At 64.3% G+C, this 22,729-nt stretch carries 19 protein-coding genes and 2 tRNA genes; 8 read left to right on the top strand and 13 right to left on the bottom strand.

The window, feature by feature from the left end:
* Positions 1-20: 20 nt before the first annotated feature.
* Positions 21-683, bottom strand: coding sequence for a DUF1684 domain-containing protein (locus J2S97_RS02845; protein ID WP_307046363.1), 663 nt, complete (start codon positions 681-683; stop codon positions 21-23).
* A 151-nt stretch (positions 684-834) separates the two neighbouring features.
* Here J2S97_RS02845 and J2S97_RS02850 point away from each other — a divergent pair, with 151 nt between their 5' ends.
* Together J2S97_RS02850 and J2S97_RS02855 are read left to right on the top strand one after the other, a co-directional pair.
* Positions 835-1,659, top strand: a complete 825-nt coding sequence (locus J2S97_RS02850; protein ID WP_307046365.1) for a hypothetical protein — start codon at positions 835-837, stop codon at positions 1,657-1,659.
* A 75-nt stretch (positions 1,660-1,734) separates the two neighbouring features.
* Positions 1,735-2,541 (top strand): transglutaminase-like domain-containing protein, encoded by an 807-nt coding sequence (locus tag J2S97_RS02855; protein WP_307046366.1) that lies wholly within the window; start codon positions 1,735-1,737, stop codon positions 2,539-2,541.
* A gap of 14 nt (positions 2,542-2,555) precedes the next feature.
* Here the strand turns inward: J2S97_RS02855 and J2S97_RS02860 are convergent, their stop codons facing one another.
* The 8 genes from J2S97_RS02860 to bcp all read right to left on the bottom strand — a co-directional run bounded on the left by J2S97_RS02860 (position 2,556) and on the right by bcp (position 12,752).
* Complete coding sequence (locus tag J2S97_RS02860; RefSeq protein WP_307046368.1) at positions 2,556-3,017, bottom strand: MarR family winged helix-turn-helix transcriptional regulator; 462 nt, start codon at positions 3,015-3,017, stop codon at positions 2,556-2,558.
* Positions 3,017-4,141: an LLM class flavin-dependent oxidoreductase gene (locus J2S97_RS02865; RefSeq protein WP_307046370.1), complete on the bottom strand. Its 1,125-nt coding sequence runs from the start codon at positions 4,139-4,141 to the stop codon at positions 3,017-3,019. Before J2S97_RS02865 ends, J2S97_RS02860 begins: the two co-directional genes overlap by 1 nt.
* Positions 4,142-4,348: 207 nt before the next feature.
* Complete coding sequence (locus J2S97_RS02870) at positions 4,349-7,582, bottom strand: efflux RND transporter permease subunit (protein ID WP_307046371.1); 3,234 nt, start codon at positions 7,580-7,582, stop codon at positions 4,349-4,351.
* Positions 7,583-7,651: 69 nt separating this feature from the next.
* A complete protein-coding gene (locus tag J2S97_RS02875) occupies positions 7,652-9,157 on the bottom strand; it encodes a malate:quinone oxidoreductase (protein WP_307046373.1) in 1,506 nt (501 codons plus the stop codon).
* A 79-nt stretch (positions 9,158-9,236) separates the two neighbouring features.
* Positions 9,237-10,913 carry an ABC transporter substrate-binding protein gene (locus J2S97_RS02880; protein ID WP_307046375.1) on the bottom strand — a complete coding sequence of 559 codons (1,677 nt, stop codon included), beginning with the start codon at positions 10,911-10,913 and terminating at the stop codon, positions 9,237-9,239.
* A gap of 221 nt (positions 10,914-11,134) precedes the next feature.
* Complete coding sequence (locus tag J2S97_RS02885) at positions 11,135-11,809, bottom strand: fasciclin domain-containing protein (protein WP_307046377.1); 675 nt, start codon at positions 11,807-11,809, stop codon at positions 11,135-11,137.
* Between the two features lie 246 nt (positions 11,810-12,055).
* Positions 12,056-12,137, bottom strand: a tRNA-Leu gene (locus J2S97_RS02890).
* A gap of 144 nt (positions 12,138-12,281) precedes the next feature.
* Positions 12,282-12,752, bottom strand: a complete 471-nt coding sequence (bcp, locus tag J2S97_RS02895) for a thioredoxin-dependent thiol peroxidase (RefSeq protein WP_307046379.1) — start codon at positions 12,750-12,752, stop codon at positions 12,282-12,284.
* A gap of 96 nt (positions 12,753-12,848) precedes the next feature.
* On the opposite strand from bcp, the gene J2S97_RS02900 reads away from it, so the two are divergent.
* On the top strand, positions 12,849-13,331 hold the full coding sequence (locus tag J2S97_RS02900; RefSeq protein WP_307046562.1) for a MarR family winged helix-turn-helix transcriptional regulator: 483 nt from the start codon (positions 12,849-12,851) through the stop codon (positions 13,329-13,331).
* A 6-nt stretch (positions 13,332-13,337) separates the two neighbouring features.
* On the opposite strand, the gene J2S97_RS02905 is transcribed toward J2S97_RS02900, so the two are convergent.
* On the bottom strand, positions 13,338-13,613 hold the full coding sequence (locus J2S97_RS02905) for a hypothetical protein (protein ID WP_307046381.1): 276 nt from the start codon (positions 13,611-13,613) through the stop codon (positions 13,338-13,340).
* A gap of 523 nt (positions 13,614-14,136) precedes the next feature.
* Here J2S97_RS02905 and J2S97_RS02910 point away from each other — a divergent pair.
* Positions 14,137-14,403 (top strand): hypothetical protein, encoded by a 267-nt coding sequence (locus J2S97_RS02910; RefSeq protein WP_307046383.1) that lies wholly within the window; start codon positions 14,137-14,139, stop codon positions 14,401-14,403.
* 118 nt (positions 14,404-14,521) lie between these two features.
* Here J2S97_RS02910 and J2S97_RS02915 read toward each other — a convergent pair.
* From J2S97_RS02915 to J2S97_RS02925, 3 genes are all read right to left on the bottom strand, one after another.
* Positions 14,522-14,597: transfer RNA gene (locus tag J2S97_RS02915), tRNA-Lys, on the bottom strand.
* Positions 14,598-14,703: 106 nt separating this feature from the next.
* Complete coding sequence (locus J2S97_RS02920; protein ID WP_307046385.1) at positions 14,704-15,840, bottom strand: PQQ-dependent sugar dehydrogenase; 1,137 nt, start codon at positions 15,838-15,840, stop codon at positions 14,704-14,706.
* Between the two features lie 28 nt (positions 15,841-15,868).
* Positions 15,869-16,966, bottom strand: coding sequence for a sunset domain-containing protein (locus tag J2S97_RS02925; RefSeq protein ID WP_307046386.1), 1,098 nt, complete (start codon positions 16,964-16,966; stop codon positions 15,869-15,871).
* Positions 16,967-17,080: 114 nt separating this feature from the next.
* Between J2S97_RS02925 and J2S97_RS02930 the strand changes: the two genes are divergently transcribed.
* From J2S97_RS02930 to ilvN, 4 genes are all read left to right on the top strand, one after another.
* Positions 17,081-18,004, top strand: coding sequence for a LysR family transcriptional regulator (locus J2S97_RS02930; protein ID WP_307046388.1), 924 nt, complete (start codon positions 17,081-17,083; stop codon positions 18,002-18,004).
* Between the two features lie 140 nt (positions 18,005-18,144).
* Positions 18,145-19,866 (top strand): dihydroxy-acid dehydratase, encoded by a 1,722-nt coding sequence (ilvD, locus tag J2S97_RS02935; protein ID WP_307046390.1) that lies wholly within the window; start codon positions 18,145-18,147, stop codon positions 19,864-19,866.
* Positions 19,867-20,250: 384 nt separating this feature from the next.
* Positions 20,251-22,152, top strand: coding sequence for an acetolactate synthase large subunit (locus J2S97_RS02940; protein WP_307046392.1), 1,902 nt, complete (start codon positions 20,251-20,253; stop codon positions 22,150-22,152).
* A 2-nt stretch (positions 22,153-22,154) separates the two neighbouring features.
* Complete coding sequence (ilvN, locus tag J2S97_RS02945; RefSeq protein ID WP_055796055.1) at positions 22,155-22,667, top strand: acetolactate synthase small subunit; 513 nt, start codon at positions 22,155-22,157, stop codon at positions 22,665-22,667.
* Positions 22,668-22,729 lie beyond the last annotated feature (62 nt).

Raw genomic sequence — 22,729 nt, forward strand, 5'->3', positions numbered from 1 at the left:
CCTTTCGGCGCGGGAGGACGTCAGTACAGTTCGCCGACGGGGATCTCCACGGCCAGCCGGTTGGAGGGACCCGCCAGCGGGCACGCCCAGGCTTCGTTGTAAGCACAGGAGGGGTTGTATGCGAAGTTGAAGTCCAGGATGAATTCAGCGTCGGGCCCGGATCCCAGGACGCCGTGGAAGGCGCCCTTGATCGTGTCCAGGAGGTAGCGTCCGGCGCCGTAGCTGCCTCCGGGCTGGCCCGCCGTCGCATCCCTGAATGGCACGAAGATGCCGCCACCGTAGCCGTGTAGTTTCCAGACGGCCAACTGGCCCATCTCCGGCAAGTCGAAGGTGCCCAGGCGCACAAACCTGACAACGCCGTCGGTCGCGGTCTCGACGTTCATTTCCCGGCCCTCGCCCTCTTTTGTCAGGGGCACGTGGAACCGGTAGATGGGGTCGTAGTCGGCGGTCCGGAGGCCGCTGAACGTTGCTTTGTCTGGCGTCGTGAGGGCGGAGGCAGGGTGGGTTCCGAACATCCGGTCCCGTTCCTGGCGCCAGTACGTGTGAGCTTCGGCGGGGCTGTCCGCGGCGATTCTGCGGACGTTTTGGTACATGGCGAAGGTCCGGACCCGCCAGTCGGCAATGTCCAGGGCCGAGATATCCGTCACGCTGTCCTGGTCCGCGTCAAAGTGCTGTTCCGCCATGTCCCCAGCGTATCCCTCTTTGGGGACGGGAAACCCCGCCGCCTGCAGTAACGCCGCGCCGCCCGGAACGATTACCGCAGATGCACACGCCGACCTCAACACTCCGTCCGGAACACAGGACCTCCGGCGGCGGCGCCGCTACGCTTGCCTCATGACAGGGAAGGCAGTAGCCCGCAGGGTCCGGTTTGGCACGGCGCTGATCGTTGTTGCCGCGGTGATGTCGGGCTGCAGCGGCGACGGCAAGGGTCAACCCGCCTGGACGGCGGGCAGCAGTCCGACGGAAAGCGCGACGGCGGCGGGCACCCCTTCAGCGTCAGCACCAGGGGCAACTCCCGGCGCCTCACCCACCGGTACGGAGTCCCCGGCGCCCGGCGGCACCGCGTCGCCCGGCGCGACAGCGTCGGCGTGGAAGGTCTTCTCGGATTCCGCCAAGAACGTCAGCTTTGAACTGCCGCAGGACTGGATCGCTCAGTCCGTCACCCCGGATCAGGGCACGCTTCCCGGCGCCCTCAAGATCGAGGTCAAGGACGCCAAGGGAACTTACCTGGCCACGCTGCAGACAGGCTTGCCATCGCCGTCGGCTGCTGCCTGCGCTGAGGCAGGCCGGAAGCCGTACGTGGTGGTCAGCAGCGTCCCGGTGGACCTGCCGCACCGTGAGGGCGAGGGCCTCATCACCCCGCATGTGGTGTTCCGTGTGATTCAGGGATACAGGTTCTTCGGCTCCTACGGCATCACCAACGTGGTGGGAGGGGTCGACGGCAAGGCCTGTGCCCTGCAGAACATCGTCCGCGGGCCCGAAGGCAAAGGGGACGTCTCGTTTGGTGACCTGACCGCGCTCAAGACCTTCGCCACCGATGAGAAAGTGGCCCCTGCCAAGGCCTTCGACACCTTGGACCAGGCTGCAAAGTACGCCAACGAGGGGTCCGAATTCGCGAATGTCCAGCGGATGCTAATGTCTCTGAAGATCAAAAGTTAGTCCCGCCGCCTTCCCGTAAATCCAACCGGCCGGCGCTGGGGACTGTTCTGCCACTACCTCACACCCCGGAGATACATGGAACGCAGCGTGGCCGCCCGGCTCGTCTTCAAGACCGCAGCTGAAACCAAAGTCGCGCTGGCGGTTTCCGTCGCCAGGAATGCGGGCTATTCGTCCCTCGATGAGACGCTTTCGGTCACGTCAGGCGAGAGCCAGGTTCCCGTGACGGAGCTGTCCGATCATCACGGCGGCCGCTTCCATTACATGGAGTTCGCAGAACCAACCGAAGTGACCGTGGAGTACACGGCCACGGTTTCCGGGCTGGCGGTCCCGGAGGAGCCCAACCGCATGGAGCTCATCCGCTATGTCCGGCCCAGCCGCTATGCGGAGTCCGACCGGTTGCTCCCAACGGCCTACGCGGAGTTCGGCGGGCTCCAGGGCCAAGAGCTTCTGCACGCCGTCCGCAACTGGGTCTTCAGCGAGCTCCGCTATGTCAGCGGCTCCTCCCGCGGTACCGACGGCGCGGTGGAGACGCTCCTGCACCGCCGCGGCGTGTGCCGGGACTTCGCTCACCTGGCCATCGCCCTGCTGCGGTCCAAGGACATCCCGGCACGGCTGGTGGCCGTTTATGCGCCCGGCCTCAGCCCGATGGATTTCCACGCCGTGGCCGAGGCGTACATCAACGGTGCCTGGTACGTCATCGATCCCACCGGGCTCGCGCCGCGGGAGAGCATGCTGAGGATTACCGCCGGCAGGGACTCCTCGGACACGGCCTTCCTGTCCACGGTGGGAGGAAGCCTGTCCCTGAGGGAGCTCCGCGTTACGGCCGTGGTGGACGGCGACTTGCCCGTGGAAGATCCCACGAAGCTTGTCGCCATCGCCTGAGCGGCCCCAGCGTCCTAGTGCCCTGACACGGAGCCGCGCAGTTTCTCGGTGAGCCGCAACAGTTCACGCTGTTCGCTGGCGGTCAGCGCCGGAGTGATCAGCGCGGAAATGTCCCTTACGTGCTCCCGCCCGATCTGCTTTTGCAGGTCCCGGCCGGCGTCCGTCAGTTTCAGCAGAACGCCCCTGCCGTCCTGCGGCGCCGGCATCCGCTCCACGAGTCCGCGCTTTTCCAGCCGCTCAACGAGCCTGCTGAGGCTGGACTGGCTGAGCAGCACGTTGTCGTTCAGCTCGTTGAGCCGCAGCCAGCCGGAGGGGCAGCGGGAGAGGGTGAACAGGACGTCGTATTCGTTGACGGCCAGCGCCTTGAAGGCAGGGCCGGACTGCAGCCTGCGCATCACCGCCACCTGGGCGCGGAACAGTGATTCCCAGGTTTCGGCGGCGAGCCGGACAGGCGACCCGCCTGGCTGGGAGGCCATCAGGCGTCCTGCGCCGTGGGCTTGCTCAGGGCGTCCTCCTGCACCTGTGCAGCCATCCGGGCTGCCACCCGTCCTGCATGCGTGGGCGGTTCCGGCACGTGGGCGGGCGTGAGCGCGGCGTACTCCTTGCGCAGCACCGGCAGGACTTCCTCGCCGAACAGGTCCAGCTGCTCCAGCACGGTCTTCAGCGGCAGGCCCGCGTGGTCGATCAGGAAAAGCTGGCGCTGGTAGTCGCCGAAGTACTCACGGAAGGTGAGGGTCTTTTCGATGACCTCCTGCGGGCTGCCCACGGTCAGCGGTGTCTGCGACGTGAAGTCCTCCAGGGAGGGGCCGTGGCCGTAGACGGGTGCGTTGTCGAAATAGGGGCGGAACTCCTTCACGGCGTCCTGGGAGTTCTTGCGCATGAAGAACTGTCCGCCCAGCCCCACGATGGCCTGGTCCGCTTTGCCGTGGCCGTAGTGCTCGTAGCGTTCGCGGTAGAGGCCGATCAGCTGCTGGTAGTGCTCCTTCGGCCAGAAGATGTTGTTGGCGAAGAAGCCGTCGCCGTAGTAGGCGGCCACTTCAGCGATCTGCGGCGTGCGGATGGAGCCGTGCCACACGAAGGGGGCAACGCCGTCGAGCGGGCGCGGGGTGGAGGTGAAGTTCTGCAGCGGCGTGCGGTGCTTGCCGGACCAGTTCACCGTGTCTTCATCCCAGAGTTTGCGCAGCAGGCTGTAGTTCTCGATGGCCAGCTCGATGCCGTCCTGGATGTTCTTGCCGAACCAGGGGTAGACCGGGGCCGTGTTGCCGCGCCCCATCACCAGGTCCACGCGGCCGTCGGACAGGTGCTGCAGCATCGCAAAGTCTTCGGCGATCTTCACGGGGTCGTTCGTGGTGATCAGCGTGGTCGCGGTGGACAGGATGATGCGTTCTGTCTGCGCCGCGATGTACGCCAGCGTGGTGGTGGGGGAGGAGGAGAAGAAGGGCCGGTTGTGGTGCTCGCCGATGGCGTAGACGTCCATCCCGATCTCTTCGACCTTCTTGGCGATGGCCACGGACGCCTTGATGCGCTCGTGTTCCGTGGGCGTGCGGCCCGTGGTGGGATCAGTGGTGATGTCACTGACGCTGAATACGCCGATCTGCATGATGTGCCTTTCCGATTGCCGAACTACTCCGGGTCTTGTTCCAGTGTAGCCGATTTACATGCATTTGCATCTATCGGTGTGTGTAACGTCCGGCATGCCAGGATATTCCCGCACGGTTAAACAGCAGTGCCCGTGCCACCGGGGTGGCACGGGCACTGCTGTTTAAGCACTGCTGCTTTTTTTGGCACTGCTGTTGGTCAGGCGCTGCTATTCGGGCTCTCCGGCCGCAGCCCGGCGGCCCGAAACTTTGGGAACCATGCCCGTTGTCCAGTCGACGAACTCTGCGTCGACGTCGTCCGCCGGCCCGAAGTCGGCGCGTTCGTGCATCGCCCGGAGCAGGGCCTTCCTCTCGCGGCGCCCCTCCACCAGCCGGTACAGGACCGGGACCAGGACCAGGGTCAGCGCGGTTGAGGAGATCAGGCCGCCGATCACCACGATGGCCAGCGGCTGGGAGATGAAGCCCCCGCCGCCGGTCAGTCCAAGCGCCATGGGCGTCAGCGCGAAGACGGTGGCCAGGGCGGTCATCAGGATGGGACGGAGGCGCTGCCGTGCGCCGTGGGTGATGGCGTCAGCCACGTTCATGCCCGGCGAGCTTAGTCCGGAAGGGCCGGTCCGCGGCTGCCGGTATTGGTTGATGAGGTCGATCAGGACGATTGCGTTGGTCACCACAATGCCCACCAGCATCAGCATGCCGATCAGCGACGGCAGGCCCAGCGGCACCCTGGTTACCAGGAGCAGCGCGACTGCCCCCGTCGCCGCGAACGGGACGGACACCAGCAGGATCAGCGGCTGGATGAGCGACTTGAAGGCGGCCACCATGATCACATACACAATGGCGATGGCGGCAAGCAGGGCCAGGCCCAACTGCTGGAATGACTCCGTCTGCTGGGTGGTGGCGCCGCCGATCTCTGCCGTGACGCCCGCAGGAAGCCCAACCGCCTTAAGCCGGTTTTGTACCTCCGTGCTGACCTCGCCCAGGTTGGCGCCCGACGGCGTCACCGAGACACGTGCGGTGCGCTGGCCGTTGCTGGCGGTGATGGAAACCGGGATGTCCACCTGCTCCACCGAGGCGATGCTTCCCAGCGGGACAGCGCCGCCGGACGTCGGCAGCGGGATGCTCCGCACGGCGCTGACGCTCGTGAAACGGGTGCCCTCGCCGATCTGCACCGGGAAGTCGTTGGTGTCGATCCGTACGGTACCGGCCGGAAGCGGGCTGATGGCGGAAGCCAGGACGCCCGCCACCTGTTCCTCGTTCAGGCCGGCGGCGACTGCCTTGGCACGGTCCACCTTGACCTGCACAACAGGCTGGCTGGCTGCGAGGTTGGTGGCAACCTCCGTGCTACCGGGAACGCCCTCCATGGCCTTGACCATGGCATCGCTCGCCGTCCGGAGGTCCGCGGAATTCGCGGCCTTCAGCGTGATGTCCACGGTGGAGGAGGTGCCCAATCCGCCCTGCTGGGAACCCACCGAAATCTTGCCTGCGTCGCTGACCCTGGCCAGTTCGGTGCGGACGGTCTCCTGGAGCCGCGCCTGGTTGGCTTTCTCCTCGGTGACAACGGTGAATGACGAGTTGGACGCGCCGCTGGAAATCAGCGCGCTGAAGCCGGTCTGCGCGTTGCCTGAGGTGACCTGCACATCCTTGATGCCCTCAATGCTCCGCAGCACCTCTTCGACTTTCACGGCGGCCGCGCTGGTGTCCGTCAGGCTGGTTCCCGCCGGCAGGACCTGGCGGACCGTCATGCTGTTCTCACCGGACCGGCCCAGCAGGTCGGTGGCAAGCAGCGGCGTCATGGCAGCCGTACCGCCGAGGACCAGGACCGCCGCAATGAGAGTCACCACAGGATGCTTCTGTGTCTTGTGGAGGATCGGCAGGTAGCCGCGTTGAAGCCGGCTGCGCTGCTCTGCCTCATGTGCCTTGGCAGCGGCTTCCCGGGCGGCAGCCGCGGACAATGCGGCGCCTGCGCTGCCGGCGGGTGTCTTGAGGAACCAGTAAGCAAGAACGGGAACGATGGTAAGCGACACCAGCAGTGACGAAAGCAACGCGATGGTCACCGTCAGGGCGAAGGGCCGGAACAGCTCGCCTGCCAGTTCACCGACGAAGGCGATCGGAAGGAAAACAGCCACGGTGGTAAGGGTGGACGCCGTGATGGCGCCGGCAACTTCACGGATGGAGGTGAGGATAGCCTCCAGTTTGGTCTCGCCGTAGCTGAGATGGCGCTTGATGTTCTCGATCACCACAATCGAGTCGTCCACCACGCGGCCGATCGCTATGGTGAGCGCTCCGAGGGTCAGGATGTTAAGGGAGTATCCGGTCGCGGACAGTCCGATGAACGTGATGAGCAGGGACAGCGGGATGGAGACGGCGGTGACCAGTGTGGACCGCACTGACATCAGGAACACCAGGATCACCGCCACGGCGAATCCGAGGCCCAGCAGGCCCTCGGTGGTGAGGTCCTTGATGGACTTCTCGATGAACGGGGCCTGGTCGAACACGGGGGTGAACCTGGCGTTGGATCCGAGCTCCGCTTCGAGCTGGCCGATGGAATCCTTGACCGCGTGCGAGATCGCCACGGTGTCGCCTTCGGGCTTCTTCGTCACGGACAGGGCCAGCGTTTCCTTGCCGTTGGTCCGCGTAATCGACGTCCGGACGTCGTCCTTGATGCTGACGTCGGCCACGCTGCCGATCGTGGAGGCATCCTTGGCGCCACCGAGCGGCAGGGCTTTGACGGCGTCCAGGGAGTCCACCGGACTGCCGATCTGCAACGAAAGCGTCTTGCCCTGTTCCTCAATGGTGCCGGCGGGAACCAGGGCTCCGTTGTTCTTCAGCGCGTTGCTGATGGACTGGATGGTGGCACCCCTGGCGGCCATCGCCTCGGGGCGGGGAAGGATCTGGATGTGCTGGGTGGCGCCGCCGGTCACGTCAGCGCCCCTGACGCCGTCGAGCTTCTGAAGGCGGGGGACGCTGAGGCGCTGGAGGTCGGCGTTCAGCTCACTGAGCGGCTTGTCGGATGAGACCGCCAGGAACACGATCGGGAAGTCACTGATGCTGCCGGCGATGGCCTGTGGCTGGACGTCGTCGGGCAGTGCGCGCTTGGCATTGGAGATGGCCCGGTCGATCTGGTTCCGTGCACGGTCAAGGTTTGTCCCGTAGGTGAACACCATGGTGATTTGCGAGACGCCCGTGCGGGACGTGGACGACGTCGACTCCAGCCCCTCGACACCGTTCAGCGCGGTTTCGACGGGCCCGCTCACCTGTTTGTCCACGACTTCCGGGGACGCCCCCGGCATGGACGAGATGACCGTGATCTGCGGAAACTCGATGGAGGGGATGAGTTCCTGCTTCAGCGAGGACATGGTGATCACGCCGAATACCGACGCGAAGACGGTGATCAGCGCGATCAGGGCCCTGTTTGCCAGCGAAAGTTTTGCCAGCCGGTACATCTCATCGTCTCCTGGTGGGTTATCGGACTTGTGGTTGGGGGTGAAACCTGCCGTAACCCGAACAGGGCGTCAGCTGGAAGGTGCGTCCACGGCTTCCAGCTGGAGGGTCTTGGCAGTCTCTGCCTCCAGCTGTGCTGCCAGTTCCGGGTTGTCGTTGAGCTTGATGCCGTAGCCGGGCATCATCTCCTTGAGCTTCGACTGCCAGCTCCGGAAGTTCTTGGGGAACGACTTCTGGAGCAGTTCGATCATGATGGGAACAGCGGTTGAAGCTCCCGGGGAAGCCCCCAGCAACGCGCCGATGGAACCGTCGCGGGCCGCAATCACTTCAGTTCCGAACTGAAGGACACCACCCTTTTTCGGATCCTTCTTGATGATCTGAACACGCTGGCCGGCGGTGATGAGTTCCCAGTCGCCGTCCTTTGCTTCCGGATAGTACTCCCGCAGGGCCTCCACCTTGTCGCCGTGGCGCTTGGCGACCTCTTTGACGAGGTAGGCGGTCAGGTCCATGTTGTCTTTGGCCACCGCCAGCATGGGGATGATGTTGCTGGGGCGGATGGACAGCGGGAGGTCCAGGTAGGAGCCGTTTTTCAGGAAGTTGGTGGAGAATCCGGCGTACGGTCCGAACAGCAGGGAGCGCTTGCCGTTGACGTAGCGGGTGTCGAGGTGGGGAACGGACATGGGCGGCGCTCCGACGGACGCCTGGCCGTAGACCTTGGCGCTGTGCTGGCCGGCAAGGGCCTCGTCGGTGCAGCGGAAGAACTGACCGGAGACCGGGAAGCCGCCGTAGCCCTTGCTCTCCGGAATTCCGGAAGCCTGCAGCAAATGGAGGGCCCCGCCGCCGGCGCCGACGAAGACGAACTTGGCGCGGATGTTGCCGTGCTCTCCGGACTTCTTGTGCTTGAGCGTGAGGTCCCATCCGCCGCCGGTGACGCGGCGGATGCCGTTGACGTCGTGGCCGTAGTTGATCTCGACGCCGTTGTTGCCCAGGTACGTTGTCAGCTCGCGGGTCAGCGCGCCGAAGTCGACGTCGGTTCCCTCGGCTGCGCGGGTGGCGGCGATCCGCTGCTTGGGGTCGCGGCCCTTGACGATCAGGGGTGCCCACTTGGAGATCTGGGCGTGGTCCTCGGAGTACTCCATGGAGCGGAAGAGGGCGTTCGGCTTCAGTGCCTCATACCGGGTCTTCAGGAAGTCCGCGTTGGCGTCCCCGATCACGAAGCTCATGTGAGGCACCGTGTTGATGAAGCCCTTGGGGGAACCGATGAGGGAGTTGCTGACCAGGTGGGACCAGAACTGGCGGGACAGCTGGAACTGTTCGTTGATGTGCAGTGCTTTGGAGGGGTCAACCGAGCCGTCTTTGGCTGCGGGAGAGTAGTTAAGCTCACACAGGGCGGCGTGGCCGGTGCCTGCGTTGTTCCACGGGCCTGAGCTTTCCAGGCCGGCCTCGTCGAGCCGTTCGAACAGCGAGATGGTCCAGGTCGGTTCGAGCTGCTTGATGAACGCACCCAGCGTGGCGCTCATAATGCCGCCGCCAATCAGGACGACGTCGGCATGTTGGGTCTTGGAAATGAAAGTCACAATGAGTCTCCGATAGCAGCGGCTCTGGCTGTCACAGAATATCCCCGAGCACCCCACTAACTGAAATTGGTTCAGTCCGTCAAGGTTTCAGCTCGACCTTTGTGAAAACTTCGTTTAATACCGGGGATGCAGGGTACTTCAGCACCCGGTCGGACATCGCCAGGGCCGAAATGGGGAAGGCGATGGGCACCGCCGGGACGGACTGGGCAATCTGGGCGTTGATGGTGCGGTACTGCTCCGTCCGGTCCTCGCCCTCAGGCAGGCCACGGGCACGGGCGATCTTGGAAAAGACCTGCGGATCCTGATAGCCGAATTCACCGGTCTTCTCGCCGAACAGGGGGCCGACGAAGTTGTCCGGATCGGCGTACGAGCCGTTCCAGCCCAGCAGGTGCAGTGCATGGTCGCCCGGGGACTGGACCTTTTGCAGGTAGCCGTCCGACCATTCCACCGGAACAGGTTTCACATTCAGGCCTACCGCGGTGAGTTGCCTGCTGAGCTCGGCATAGACCTTTTCAGGTGTGGGGAGGTACGGCCTGGTCACATTGAGGGGGTAGTAGAACTTGAGTTCCTCGCCCTTGTACCCGGCCTCCTCCAACAGCGCCTTGGCCTTGGCCGGATCATAGCCCAGGGAAGCGGCGTTGTTGTTGAACCCGCTGAGTTTGGGCGGGACGAACTGGGTTGCCTGCGTGGTGTTGTCGATGAAGAACCTGCGGATCAGTGTGTCCTTGTCCACAGCCATTTCGATGGCCTGCCGCACCTTGAGGTTCTGCAGGATGGGCACTTCCTGGTTCATGCCGAGATACATCACGGAGAAGGGGTCGCGCTGGATGATCTGTTTTCCGCGCTTGACGAGCTGGTCGAAGTTCCCCACGGTGACGGCGTCGTACGCGTCGATCTTCCCGTCGAGGAGGGCCTGCAGCCTTGCTTGGGGCTGATCGTAGGTGACGAAGTTGATGGTGCCGATCTGGCCCTTGTCGCCCCAGTATTCCTTGTTACTGACCAGCTTGACGTTGGAGTCTTCCCACGCTGCGAAGCTGTAGGGACCCGTGCCGACGGGGTGCAGCGCGTAATCCGAGACAGGCTGGCCGTCCCGGGTCCGGCTGAGGCTGTCAGCCTTCTGCTCCGCCATGGCCTTCGGGGAAGACATGGCGAAGGCCGGGAGGGTCAGCGCCTGGAGGAATCCGGTGAAGGGCTGTGTGAGGTCGATCCGGACATTCCCGGCGGAGAGTGCGGTGCAGCTCTTGTAGATGGACAGCGGGGCCTGGTCGGCGTGGGCCTTGAAGACACCCTTGAATGACGTGCCGGGGGCTTGCTTCCGCAGGCTCTCCGGAAAATTGAACCAGCGGTTGAAGTTCGTGCAGACCGACGCTGCATCGAAAGGCGAGCCGTCCTGGAAGGTGACGCCCTCACGGAGCTTGAAGGTGTACGCGCGGCCCTCGTTGGATGCTGCCCACTCGGTGGCGAGCAGGGGAGTCGGCAGGCCGGTCGTCTGGTCCACCCCGACCAGGCCTTCGAGGACCTGGCGGGTGATCCGGTAGGACTCAACGTCCGATGCCAGTGCCGGATCAAGCCCCAGCGGCTGGGCCGCGGTGCCGAACGTAAATGTTGCCGTCGGGGCGGCAGACGCGGCGCTGGTGGTGACCGCAGAGGATGACGCCGGCGCGGGAGCGGGCACGCCCGTGCACGAGGCAAGCAGCAGCGACAAGACACCTGCACCGATACTGACTGCAATGCGGCGCGATTTACTGCTGGGCACTCGATTATCACCTCTGGACGGCCGGAAGGCCTCTGGACGGCTGGGAGGTCCGCGGGCCGGGACCGTTCCCCAGTCTAATTGACCGATCCTGGACGCCGGCCGGGTCCGGGCCGTGTGCCCCGTGGGCAAAACGAAGGCCCGCACCATCGGTGCGGGCCTTCGCTTCTCCGGGTCGGTCCAGGGAGTCAGGCTGGAGCCGGATCAGGAGCGTTTCGGGTTGCCTACTTCGGCATCAGGACAGAGTCCACCAGGTAGACGGTGGCGTTTGCCGTCTGGACGCCGCCACAGATTACGCCGGCGTCATCCACCTTGAGCGCGTCCTTGGTGCCGGTGACGGTGACGGAGCCGCCCTGGACAGTCTTGTGGGTGCCCACAATCTTGTCAGGAGTGATCTGACCGGGAACCACGTGGTAGGTCAGGATCTTGCTCAGCAGCGCGTCGTCGGTCTTGAGGGTTTCGATGGTGGCGGCGTCGATCTTGGCGAACGCGTCATCCACCGGTGCGAAGACAGTGAATTCGCTGCCGTTGAGCGTATCCACCAGGTCGACCTTCGGGTTGAGCTTGCCGGACACCGCTGCCGTCAGGGTCTTCAGCAGCGGGTTGTTGGAAGCTGCAACCGCGACCGGGTCGAGTGCCATGCCCGCCACCGAGCCGGCACCGTCGGGAACCTGCTCCGCGTAGCCTGCACAGCCGGGGCCCACCAAATTGGCGGCCGGATCCATGGCGGCCGCGGAGCTGGCCGACGGGGACGGAGCCATGCTCGAAGCGGACGGCGCGGACGCCGGTGCCGACGAGCTGTTTGCCGTCGTGGCGGAGCCTCCGCAGGCGGTCAGGCTGAGCAGAGCTGCAGCTGCCACGCCTGCAACGGTGAAAGTACTGCGCTTGAATGACTGCATTTCGATTCTCCTTGTTAGTGCCGATGATTGCCTGCGGCGAACGACTTCCCGATCACTGCACTGGCTCTATTCCGACTGTGGGCACCGACCCTTGGTTGGTGTCTCAATGGGTATTCGGCGGTTCAGCGGCAACGGATGGGTGAACCTGGAGAATTATTTTCCTGCGGCGTTTCAAGTACTGGGACTTGGGCCTTAAACACCGGAATCCCGGACCGTGAGGCCCGGGATTCCGATTTTTCACTGCTGTGCGCAAGGGGGGACTTGAACCCCCACGCCCGAAGGCACAGGAACCTAAATCCTGCGTGTCTGCCAATTTCACCACTCGCGCGCGGCGCCGTCGTGGGTGGTCTTAACGCTATTCATGCGAAAGCGGTAAAACGTCCGACGGCGGATGCCAGGCTCCAGTGTACCTGCCGGGTGGCGCCTTCCGCTCGGTGATGGGCACACCGGGGCCTGTCTCCGGGGGAAAAACCTAGGCCAGCCCAAGGTCCCGGCGGAGCTTCGCTACGTGGCCGGTGGCCCGCACGTTGTACTGCGCCACCGCCACGTTGCCCCCCGGATCCACCACAATCGTGGAGCGGATGAGGCCCTCGTAGGTCCGTCCGTAGTTCTTCTTTTCACCCCAGGCACCGTAGGCCTCGGCCACGGCGTGGTCCTCGTCGGACAAGAGCGGGAAAGTCAGGCCCTCAGCCTCGGCGAACTTGGCGAGCTTTGCAATCGGATCAGGGGACACGCCCAGGACGTCATAACCTTCCCGCTGCAGGGAAGCGAGCGTATCGCGGAAATCGCACGCTTCCTTAGTGCAGCCCGGCGTGGACGCTGCCGGGTAGAAGTACACGATGGTGTTCCGGCCGCGGTAGCTCTTCAGGCTGACATCGTTCCCTGCGGAATCCTTCAGCGTAAAGTCCGGTGCCGGAGTGCCGGGAATGAGTCGTTCAGCCAAGATTTTCTCCTTTGGAATGTTGTGGACATTCAAGCTTAGTAAGCGGGGGAGCGGGCGACGAATCCCACGCTGGCTATACTAAGTGGTATGCCTGATATGGATCGCTGGCCCACAGGGCGCCTCTTGTCCACGGCGGCACGCCTCGTCGAACATTCCTGGAATGAGAAGCTGGGAGCCATCGGGCTTACCCATGCCGGGGTTATCGCCATGGAGGTACTCGCCGTGAACGGCCCCATGACCCAGGCACAGCTTGCCCAGTTGGTCCGTGTCCAGGCCCAGACTATGGGGAAAACGCTCAGCCGGCTTGAGGTTCATGGACACATCCGACGGGAGCGGAGCACGTCCGACCGCCGAAGCCATGTGGTGTCGCTCACCGAACGGGGTGTTGAGGCGGTGGCTGCGGCAGCGGACATGGAACGAACCGTGCTGGCCGCCGCTTCGATCGACCCCGATGTCTTGCGGCAAGAGCTCCAGGCTGTGGTGACCGTCCTGGCCAGCCGCTTTTCTTCGCCGGAGACCAAGGCAATCGTGGCCAGTGCCGATTCCGGCCTCACCGTGGATGCCGGCAGCGCCAACTAGGTTTTCCTACCCCAGAAGCCTGACGGCTATCGCCTCCAGAGCCTGGATGTCCCAGCCCTTATTCACCGGGCCGAGTTTGGCCTGCAGGATCCCCATCACGCCCATCTCCAACAATGCCTGTAATGCAGAGCCGGGATTCTCGCTGAACTCCAGGCTGCTTTCCAGCGCGACTATGGCGTCGGAGCCGGTGAGATGGGTCGGGAGGGAAGCAGCCATGGCGGCGCCAAGGGCGTCGACATCCGCTTCAATCGTGCCCGTCACAGTGAACCGAAAGACAGCCATGGTTTGACCTCCCAGACCTAGTAATGAGGTCACCTTATCCAGCATTTCGCAGGTATTCCGATGCTTAGGGTGAATTTTTCCTAAAGAAATGAGTCCATGCCTCAACGGCCGTATACCGAACTGGTAAACACATTCCCGCGAGAAACGCACCTGCCGGCATTGATGCGACACAATTCATTTGGGGGAGTTGCTCCCGATGACCGAATCGAGAGGACGCACCGGATGGCGAATGCACCTGCACACTACGACCCGCGGGACGAGCCCCGGCTTTTCAAGCTCGTGCAAGTGGCCCCGGTTGAGGTCTGCAGGAGTGGCATTCACCGGCTTCGGAATTCTTGGTGTGGCAAGCGGCGGCGGTCCCGGCCTTCTGGTTGGGCTGTCCGCTCCTGGTCTCGCCCTGGTTCTGTTTGGAACGCTGATGTTCCGACGGATCCGGAGGCGCCGGTTGCCACGCGTCGTGGAGATGGCCCCTTCAAGAGGCGCGGGCAATGTCAGGTCAGGGCTTGGTCCGGGGACATTCTTCGTGCTGATTTTCGCTGGCATCGGTTACCCCTTGGCCAGCCGGCTGCTGGAGCGCGGACCCGAAGGCGGTGCCCTGCTGCTCGGTTATGCAGTCATGACCCTCGTCTTCATCGGCAGCGTCTTCACTGTGCCGTCCTACTTCTTGGAACATGCCAGGCGTGATTTCCTTGCCGATATTTCAGCAGAGCCTCAACTTCGCGCGGCGCTGGAGGAGATGTCACTGACGTGGCGGGATCCCGTGGGCACCCGGGAGTTTGGGCCGCTGTAACCAGCCGGCCTTGGCATAACCAGGGCGGTTTGTCGCCCGGCCGATCCGGCGGTCCCTGCCCGGGCAAAACAAAAACCCCGCCTTCACTGCTTGTGGCCAGTGAAGACGGGGTTTTCAGTGGTGCACCCCCCGGGACTCGAACCCGGAACCCATTGATTAAGAGTCAATTGCTCTGCCAGTTGAGCTAGAGGTGCAGCTGTTGTTTTGGTTCTTCCCGAGGGCTTTTGTTTCCCGCGTTCATCTCCGCAACGACATGAAACTCTACACGAGATTTAGCGCCGTGTGAAATCGGCTCCCGCCTCAGCTCTTCGGCAGGCCTGGAGGGGCCAAAATCAGCGCGGAATCAGGGTTTTCGTTGTTGGTGAGCATCCACAATGTGCCGTCCGGGGCGAGGGAAACGTCCCGGATGCGCCCGAAGCGGCTTGTGAAATGGCTCACAGGATTGCCTGCGTTTTCACCGTCGAGCGGGACAGCCCACAACCGCTGGCCCCTGAGGGCTCCCAGATAGGCCGTGGAGCCCACGATCTCGAGTCCGCTCGGGGATGATTCCGCCGTGGACGGCCAGACCACCTTGGCATCGATGAAGCCCGGCCTGCCCGGTGCTCCCGTCACCTCCGGCCAGCCGTAGTTGCCGCCCGGCTGGATCAGGTTGAGTTCGTCATCCACGGTCGGACCGAATTCGCTGGACCACAGCCTGCCCGAGTCGTCCCAGTCGAGGCCCTGCACGTTCCGGTGGCCAAGGCTGTACACGGGGTTGTCTCCAAACGGGTTCCCGGGCGCGGGCCGGCCTTCCGCGGTGATCCTAAGGATCTTGCCGCCCAGCGCGTTCGGATCCTGCGGTTGGTCGCGGCGTTGTGAATCACCGGTTCCGACATAAAGGTTCCCGTCCGGCCCAAAGCGGATACGGCCTCCATTGTGGGTTGAGGCCTTGGGAATGCCGGAGAAGATGATCTCCGGCTGTCCAAGTTTCAATGGGCCCCCGGAATCCGGCACCGCCAGCGTGAAACGGGCAATCCTGTTGTCCGCACTGGCCGTGAAATAGGCGAACAGCGACCTGTCGGAACCGTAGTCCGGCGACACGGCCAACCCCAGGAGGCCACCCTCCCCGCCGGGAACAACTCCGGGGAGGTCGCCCAGCACCGTTGTCTTCCCGTCTTTGACCGATTTGAGTTCGCCGCTGTCACGTTCCGAAATGATGGCGGTGCCATCCGGCAGGAAGACCGTGGACCAGGGCAGTTGCAGTCCCTCAATGGTCCGCAGTACCTGTGGTTCCTGGGCCGCTCCGTTGCTTCCCGTGACTGAACCGGCATTGCCCGTGGGAACGCCGGTGCCGCCCCCGGTGCAGGCGGCCAACGAGAGCGAGATGAACAGGGCGGCGGCGGCATGCAAAAGGCGGAGCGCGCGCCCGGACGTGCGCCCCGCCTTCTCCGGGTTCATGATGGACCCCGCCCGTTGACTGCCGGGCCTAGTGCCGACTCCGACGCGGAGCCCGGAAGCCTGCCGCTTCCGCGTGGGCGGCCGACTCGAACCAGACCTCTGCGGTGGTTTCCTCGTAGTCCGGGCTGGTTTCATCGTGGTAGATCATCGACTGTGCATTGCCTTTGACCGTGTAGCCTTCCGGCCCGTTTCCGTCCGGGCCGGGGGCTGCGGATCCTTCGCCGTAGGGCTTGTCGGCTGCGAGGTGTCCGGCGGGTTCTGCAGTGTGGCTTGCAGCCGCTTCCGTGGCCGCCGAAGACGCGGCCGCCTGCAGCGTTTCAGCATCTCCCTCGGAGAGGACGCCCGTGTGGGTCCCGGCGGCCGGTCCGGCTCCGACGACGGGCGGCCGTTGCGCTTCGCCTTCGGCCGCGACGCCTTCGGCCGCGGCTTCCTCTGCCGCAGCATCCTCCGCCGCTGCGGATTCGGCGCCGGGAAGGGTGGGGGCATGTGGTTCGGTGTACTCAGGGTGGTGGACGTACTCAGGGTGGACTGGCGCCTGCTTGCCTCCGTCGGCCGGAGTCTCCCGGGCGGCAGGTTCCTTGGCTGCCGTGTCCTTCGGGTGCGTTTGGACCGCGTGCGGAGTGCTGGCAGCCTCGGACCACTGCGCTTCCCACTCGGCCTTGTCGGCCACAGCAGCGCGGTCCGTTTCGGCGGCGTCCTGTGCCGCCGTGCGGCGGGTTTCTGCAGTAGGCGCCTCCTGGGCCGCTGTTGCGTCTTCGTCCCAGTCATCCACGTCCCCGCCTGCCGGCGCGGAACTCGTTGGCGCCGGGCTGGCGGATGTGGATGCCGCTGCCCCGGACGCGGCATCCGCCGTCGCGGGCGCTGCAGGTCCGGCAGGAGACCCAAACCCTGCGGCACTTGCCATTCCGGCCGTGGCGGCTGCCTCCGCCGACACTGCCGCGCCACCGCCGGCCGGTGCGGCTCCTGCGGGCCTGCCGGTGCCGGCCTGCTCTGCCCTTGGAGCGGACACACCGGAATCGGAGGACGTCGGTGCGCCAGTGGTATTCCCTGAACTATTGCGGTTCAGGAGCCACCAGATGACCCCGACGATGACTACGATGACGATGACCCAAATAATCCAGTCCATAGCAGAGCCCTTCTGTCCACAAGGCAAGGTTGCCGTTGCTTGACGTTACGTCGGTGTGATTACGGCTGTAAAGGCTTACATGGGGGAATCGCGCCCGTCCTGTAGCCTCGCCTCATGGATTTGAAACGGCTCCGGATTCTCCGTGAACTTTCGGACCGGGGCACCGTGGGCGCCACTGCCGAGGCGATGGACGTAACGCCGTCCGCCGTCTCCCAGCAGCTCAAGACACTCCAGGACGAACTCGGTGTTGTCCTGGTCGAAAAATCCGGCAGGGGAGTGCGGCTCACCGAGGCGGGCCGGGCCATGGCGGCGGCTGCGGCGGACGTTTCCACCGCCATGGCCCGCGCTGAAGCAACCATCGACACCTACCGGCAGGGCTGGCAGACGCACGTCAAGGCGGCCTTCTTTCCGAGCGCAGCTGAGATGTTCCTCCCGGGCCTTCTGCACCGCGTCAAGGCAGTGGAGGGCCTTCGGTTCGAGGCCCGCTTCGAGGACCCGGGCGTCGCCGGGTTTACTGCCCTGGCCGCTGATTACGACGTCGTGCTTGCCCACAGCGTTGACGGTCCGGATGTTTTCGCCCGGCAGGGGCTGGTGGTGGTTCCGCTGCTGAACGAGCCGCTGGACGTGGCCATGCCGGCCGGGCATGTCCTGGCGGCAAAGCCCTCGCTGACGGCTGGCGATGTGGTGGGGTTCCCCTGGATGGGCGTGCCGGAGGGCTTTCCGTTCGACACGGTGCTGCGCCAGATCGAGGTCCAGGCCGGGGCTCCGGCGTTGCGCGCCCAACTGTTTCCGGATCTTCGGGTGTTGGAGGCGCTTGTCAGCGCCGGTCATGGGCTGAGCCTGCTGCCCCGGTACACGGCCCTGAGGAACCAGGAGCGCGGCTTTGTGCTGCGTCCGTTGCTCGGAGTTACTGCCCGCCGCAGCATCGTGGCGCTGGCGCGCCCGGATGTTGCGGCGAGGACCACCATCCAGCAGGTCCTGGCCATGCTGGAGGCGGAAGCTGCGTCCATCAATGCCGCCAGCCTGAGTGACGCGTGACACATCCGGAGCGGCTCCCCGACTGGCGATCTCATAATTTGAGACGAGAGTCCACTATTTGATCGAAATATTCCCGGTTTTCGGCTTAACCCTCCCTTCCGGGTCGTTGGCGCCCTTATCTGAGCCATAGACTTTGACCCATGAGTGAGGACACCCAAACCGCAGCAGAAAACAAGCCGGACATCAAGCCCCGCAGCCGGGTCGTAACCGATGGAATCCACGCCGCGCCAGCGCGTGGAATGTTCCGGGCGGTCGGCATGGGCGACGACGACTTTGCGAAGCCCCAGATTGGCGTGGCCAGTTCCTGGAACGAGATCACTCCGTGCAACCTGTCCCTAAACCGGTTGGCCCAGGGCGCCAAGGAAGGCGTCCACGCCGGCGGCGGCTTCCCCATGCAGTTCGGAACCATCTCCGTTTCCGACGGTATTTCCATGGGCCACGAAGGCATGCACTTCTCCCTGGTCTCCCGCGAGGTCATTGCCGACTCCGTGGAAACCGTGATGCAGGCTGAGCGCATTGACGGCTCCGTGCTCCTGGCCGGCTGCGACAAGTCCCTGCCGGGAATGCTGATGGCAGCCGCGCGCCTGGACCTCGCCAGCGTGTTCCTCTACGCCGGCTCCATCATGCCCGGCTGGGTCAAGCTTGAGGACGGTTCCGAAAAGGAAGTCACCCTCATCGATGCCTTCGAAGCCGTGGGTGCCTGCGCCGCCGGCAAGATGAGCCTCGGGGACCTGGAACGCATCGAAAAGGCCATTTGCCCCGGCGAAGGCGCCTGCGGCGGCATGTACACGGCCAACACCATGGCCTGCATCGGCGAAGCCCTGGGCATGTCCCTGCCGGGCTCCGCCGCCCCGCCCTCGGCAGACCGCCGTCGTGATGAGTTCGCCCGCAAGTCCGGCGAAGCGGTGGTCAACCTGCTCCGCCTCGGCATCACTGCCCGCGACATCATGACCAAGAAGGCGTTCGAGAACGCCATCGCCGTGACTATGGCATTCGGCGGCTCCACCAACGCTGTCCTGCACCTGCTGGCCATTGCCCGCGAAGCCGAGGTCGAACTGACGCTCGACGACTTCAACCGCATTGGCGACAAGATCCCGCACCTGGGCGACCTCAAGCCCTTCGGCCGCTACGTCATGACGGACGTGGACAAGATCGGCGGCGTGCCGGTCATCATGAAGGCACTGCTCGACGCCGGCCTGCTGCACGGCGACTGCCTCACCGTTACCGGCAAGACCCTTGCCGAGAACCTCGCGTCCATCAACCCGCCGGACCTCGACGGCAAGATCCTGCGCGCCCTGGACAACCCGATCCACAAGACCGGCGGCATTACCATCCTGCACGGTTCCATGGCACCGGAAGGAGCCGTCGTGAAGAGCGCCGGCTTCGACGCCGATGTCTTTGAAGGTACAGCCCGTGTCTTCGAGCGCGAGCAGGGCGCCCTGGATGCACTGGATAACGGACAGATCAACAAGGGCGATGTTGTGGTCATCCGCTACGAGGGCCCCAAGGGCGGTCCGGGCATGCGCGAAATGCTCGCCATCACCGGTGCCATCAAGGGCGCCGGCCTGGGCAAGGACGTGCTGCTGCTGACCGACGGCCGCTTCTCCGGCGGAACCACCGGACTGTGCATCGGCCACGTTGCGCCGGAAGCGGTCGACGGCGGCCCCATCGCCTTCGTCAAGGACGGCGACCGGATCCGCGTGGACATCGCCGCCCGCAGCTTCGACCTGCTGGTGGACGACGCCGAACTCGAGTCCCGCAAGATCGGCTGGGAACCGCTGCCGGCCAAGTTCACGAAGGGCGTGCTCGCCAAGTACGCCAAGCTGGTGCACAGCGCCTCCACGGGCGCATACTGCGGCTAGCTCACGGGCGCGGTGGGCTGACCCCAACTGACTGGCAGATAACGTCGTCAAAAACCCTTTTGGGTGCGTTAACTGCGAGTCAGTTGGGGGAGGCTGCCAATAGATGGACAATGGAGTCCATATGGTGAGATGCGCGCCGTCGTCGTTGACACGCATCTCACCAGAGGGAAAACTGAACGCATGATCGCATTCGTTACTAGCTACGCCGCTGCAGATGCAGTCGTCGTCCTTACCAAGCGCGTGGCTAAATAGCCCGACTGGTAACGAACCGTCACGCGCAACCCCTCGAAGAGCCGCCAGGCTGAGGGGTTTTTTTATTTGCTGCAGTAATTGAATCCGCCATGAGAACCACCCGCTAATGAAGATCCACAAAGGAAGAGTCCGATGAGCAAAGGATCGCCGATCAGCCCCTCGCTGATGGCTACAAAGTCCGCTGGAGCCTCCAAGGCTCCGGAACGCGCCGACCGCACGGCCGATGCCGGCGTCGAGCACGCTGCTGCTGTCTCTCCTGTCCTTGGACCGAACAACGTCGTACCCCCGACGGTGATGACCGGTTCACAAGCTATTGTCCGCTCGCTCGAAGAACTCGGCGTGGACGATATTTTTGGTTTGCCCGGTGGCGCGATCCTGCCCACCTATGACCCCTTGATGGCTTCCAGGATGAATCACGTCCTGGTCCGTCACGAACAGGGAGCCGGCCACGCCGCGCAAGGCTACGCCATGGTTACCGGGCGGGTGGGCGTCTGTATTGCCACCTCGGGCCCCGGAGCCACCAACCTCGTTACCGCCATCATGGATGCGCACATGGACTCCGTACCGCTGGTGGCCATCACCGGCCAAGTGTCCAGTGGAGTCATTGGGACGGACGCATTCCAGGAAGCGGACATCGTCGGCATCACCATGCCGATCACCAAGCACTCCTTCCTGGTGACCGACCCCAACGACATCCCGCATGTCATGGCCGAGGCCTTCCACCTTGCTTCCACGGGCCGTCCCGGTCCGGTGCTGGTGGATGTCGCCAAGGATGCGCAGCAGGGCCAGATGACCTTCTCCTGGCCGCCGAAGATCGACCTTCCCGGCTACCGCCCGGTGGTCCGCGGCCATAACAAGCAGGTTCGCGAAGCAGCGAAGCTGATTGCGGCGGCCAGCAAGCCCGTGCTGTACGTCGGCGGCGGCGTGGTGAAGGCGCATGCTTCGGCGGAACTGCGGGAACTCGCGGAAATCACCGGCGCGCCCGTGGTCACCACCCTGATGGCCCGCGGTGTGTTCCCTGACTCGCACCCGCAGCACGTCGGCATGCCGGGCATGCACGGCACGGTCTCCGCTGTGACCGCGCTGCAGCAGTCTGACTTGCTCATCACGCTGGGCGCCCGTTTTGATGACCGGGTGACCGGCGTCCTGAAGACGTTCGCGCCCAACGCGAAGGTGATCCACGCGGACATCGATCCGGCCGAGATCTCCAAAAACCGCACGGCTGACGTTCCGATCGTGGGATCCGTCAAGGAGATCATTCCGGAACTCACCGAAGCCGTGAAGACACAGTTCGAGGTCGCCGGCAAGCCGGACCTGGACAACTGGTGGACGTTCCTGAACAACCTGAAGGAAACCTATCCGCTGGGCTGGACCGAGCCGGAGGACGGCCTCAGTGCGCCCCAGCGCGTCATTGAGCGCATCGGCGCGCTGACGGGTCCCGAAGGTATCTACGTGGCAGGCGTTGGCCAGCACCAGATGTGGGCGGCGCAGTTCATCAAGTACGAACGCCCCCACGCCTGGCTGAACTCCGGCGGAGCCGGCACCATGGGCTACGCGGTCCCCGCGGCCATGGGCGCCAAGGTGGGCGAACCCGACCGTGTGGTCTGGGCCATCGACGGTGACGGCTGCTTCCAGATGACCAACCAGGAACTGGCCACCTGCGCCATCAACAAGATCCCCATCAAGGTTGCCGTCATCAACAACTCCTCGCTGGGAATGGTGCGCCAGTGGCAGACCCTCTTCTACGAGGGCCGCTACTCGAACACCGACCTGAACACCGGACACGAAACGGTCCGGATTCCGGACTTCGTGAAACTGGGGGAGGCCTACGGCTGCGCGTCGTTCCGGTGCGAGCGAGATGAGGATATCGACGCCACCATCCAGAAGGCCCTTGAGATCAATGACCGCCCCGTGGTCATCGACTTCGTGGTGAGCCCCGACTCCATGGTGTGGCCGATGGTGCCCGCCGGAGTGAGCAACGACCAGATCCAGGTCGCCCGCAACATGACCCCGGAATGGGAAGAGGAGGACTGATCATGAGCCGCCACACGCTGTCCGTTCTGGTCGAAGACAAACCCGGTGTGCTGACCCGCGTAGCGAGCCTCTTCGCGCGCCGGGCCTTCAACATCAATTCCCTGGCCGTCGGCCCGACGGAAGTCCCGGGCATGTCCCGGATGACCGTCGTCGTCGACGCCGACGGTGACCTGATCGAACAGGTCACCAAGCAGTTGAACAAGCTGGTCAATGTGATCAAGATTGTTGAACTCACCTCAGAATCTTCCGTACAGCGAGACCACATCCTGGTCAAGGTACGTGCGGATGCCGCAACTCGTCTGCAGGTGACCCAGGCTGCAGACCTGTTCCGTGCTTCAGTGGTCGACGTCTCCACAGACTCCGTGGTCATTGAAGCAACCGGCCACCCCGAAAAGCTCACCGCACTGCTGTCAGTGCTCGAGCCCTTCGGCATCCGCGAAATTGTGCAGTCCGGCACCTTGGCCGTTGGACGGGGATCCCGCTCCATGAGTGACAGGGCCTTGCGCAGCGCTTAGTTCGCAGCACAAAGCCCGTGCAGTACCGCAACAACACAGACTATTTACCCCAGAGAATCCAC

The sequence above is a fragment of the Arthrobacter oryzae genome (assembly GCF_030812315.1).
In the GTDB taxonomy this organism is placed as follows: domain Bacteria; phylum Actinomycetota; class Actinomycetes; order Actinomycetales; family Micrococcaceae; genus Arthrobacter; species Arthrobacter oryzae_B.

What these genes read in the sequence shown, in the direction of transcription:
- J2S97_RS02845 (WP_307046363.1), bottom strand. Translation starts at nt 683, where the DNA reads ATGGCGGAACAGCACTTTGACGCGGACCAGGACAGCGTGACGGATATC.
- J2S97_RS02850 (WP_307046365.1), top strand. Translation starts at nt 835, where the DNA reads ATGACAGGGAAGGCAGTAGCCCGCAGGGTCCGGTTTGGCACGGCGCTG.
- J2S97_RS02855 (WP_307046366.1), top strand. Translation starts at nt 1,735, where the DNA reads ATGGAACGCAGCGTGGCCGCCCGGCTCGTCTTCAAGACCGCAGCTGAA.
- J2S97_RS02860 (WP_307046368.1), bottom strand. Translation starts at nt 3,017, where the DNA reads ATGGCCTCCCAGCCAGGCGGGTCGCCTGTCCGGCTCGCCGCCGAAACC.
- J2S97_RS02865 (WP_307046370.1), bottom strand. Translation starts at nt 4,141, where the DNA reads ATGCAGATCGGCGTATTCAGCGTCAGTGACATCACCACTGATCCCACC.
- J2S97_RS02870 (WP_307046371.1), bottom strand. Translation starts at nt 7,582, where the DNA reads ATGTACCGGCTGGCAAAACTTTCGCTGGCAAACAGGGCCCTGATCGCG.
- J2S97_RS02885 (WP_307046377.1), bottom strand. Translation starts at nt 11,809, where the DNA reads ATGCAGTCATTCAAGCGCAGTACTTTCACCGTTGCAGGCGTGGCAGCT.
- J2S97_RS02900 (WP_307046562.1), top strand. Translation starts at nt 12,849, where the DNA reads ATGGATCGCTGGCCCACAGGGCGCCTCTTGTCCACGGCGGCACGCCTC.
- J2S97_RS02905 (WP_307046381.1), bottom strand. Translation starts at nt 13,613, where the DNA reads ATGGCTGTCTTTCGGTTCACTGTGACGGGCACGATTGAAGCGGATGTC.
- J2S97_RS02920 (WP_307046385.1), bottom strand. Translation starts at nt 15,840, where the DNA reads ATGAACCCGGAGAAGGCGGGGCGCACGTCCGGGCGCGCGCTCCGCCTT.
- J2S97_RS02925 (WP_307046386.1), bottom strand. Translation starts at nt 16,966, where the DNA reads ATGGACTGGATTATTTGGGTCATCGTCATCGTAGTCATCGTCGGGGTC.
- J2S97_RS02930 (WP_307046388.1), top strand. Translation starts at nt 17,081, where the DNA reads ATGGATTTGAAACGGCTCCGGATTCTCCGTGAACTTTCGGACCGGGGC.
- ilvD (WP_307046390.1), top strand. Translation starts at nt 18,145, where the DNA reads ATGAGTGAGGACACCCAAACCGCAGCAGAAAACAAGCCGGACATCAAG.
- J2S97_RS02940 (WP_307046392.1), top strand. Translation starts at nt 20,251, where the DNA reads ATGAGCAAAGGATCGCCGATCAGCCCCTCGCTGATGGCTACAAAGTCC.
- ilvN (WP_055796055.1), top strand. Translation starts at nt 22,155, where the DNA reads ATGAGCCGCCACACGCTGTCCGTTCTGGTCGAAGACAAACCCGGTGTG.